The organism is Streptomyces sp. DH12, from assembly GCF_020873895.1.
GTDB lineage: Bacteria > Actinomycetota > Actinomycetes > Streptomycetales > Streptomycetaceae > Streptomyces.
This window is the reverse complement of the sequence record NZ_JAHWGT010001568.1, coordinates 1-398: the sequence shown is the minus strand read 5'-3', so window position 1 is coordinate 398 and position 398 is coordinate 1. Positions and strand designations below refer to the sequence as shown.

Here is a 398-nt window from a genome sequence, read left to right as displayed (position 1 = left end):
CTCGGCCGCGGCAGCGGGCACAGGAACTGCTCGTACCGGGTGTCGTTGTCGATGAAGCGCTTCAGCCACGAAATGCTGTACTTCGCGATCGTCGTGTCCGACGAGTTCGGGGTGAAGTGGGTGGCGTTGTTGAGCTCCAGGTACGCGCGGTCCAGCGACGAGGGCAGGTTGCTGTAGAAGGGCTCGGCGTGGCTGGAGACGGGCGCGATGGTGTCGCCGTCGGCGCCGAAGATCAGGGTGGGGGTCCGGACCTCGGGCCAGGTCTTGTCGAGGTTCCAGGGCGTCAGCGGGATGGCGGCCTGGAGGGACGGCCGGTCCTTGGCGGCCTCCAGGGAGCCGCCGCCGCCCATGGAATGCCCCATGACGCCCAGTCTGCTGCTGTCGACGCGGTTGCGGAC

1 pseudogene is annotated in these 398 nt (G+C 68.3%); it reads right to left on the bottom strand.

The window, feature by feature from the left end:
* Positions 1 to 398 (bottom strand): annotated as a pseudogene (locus tag LPA54_RS41125) (dienelactone hydrolase family protein); the annotation flags it as partial.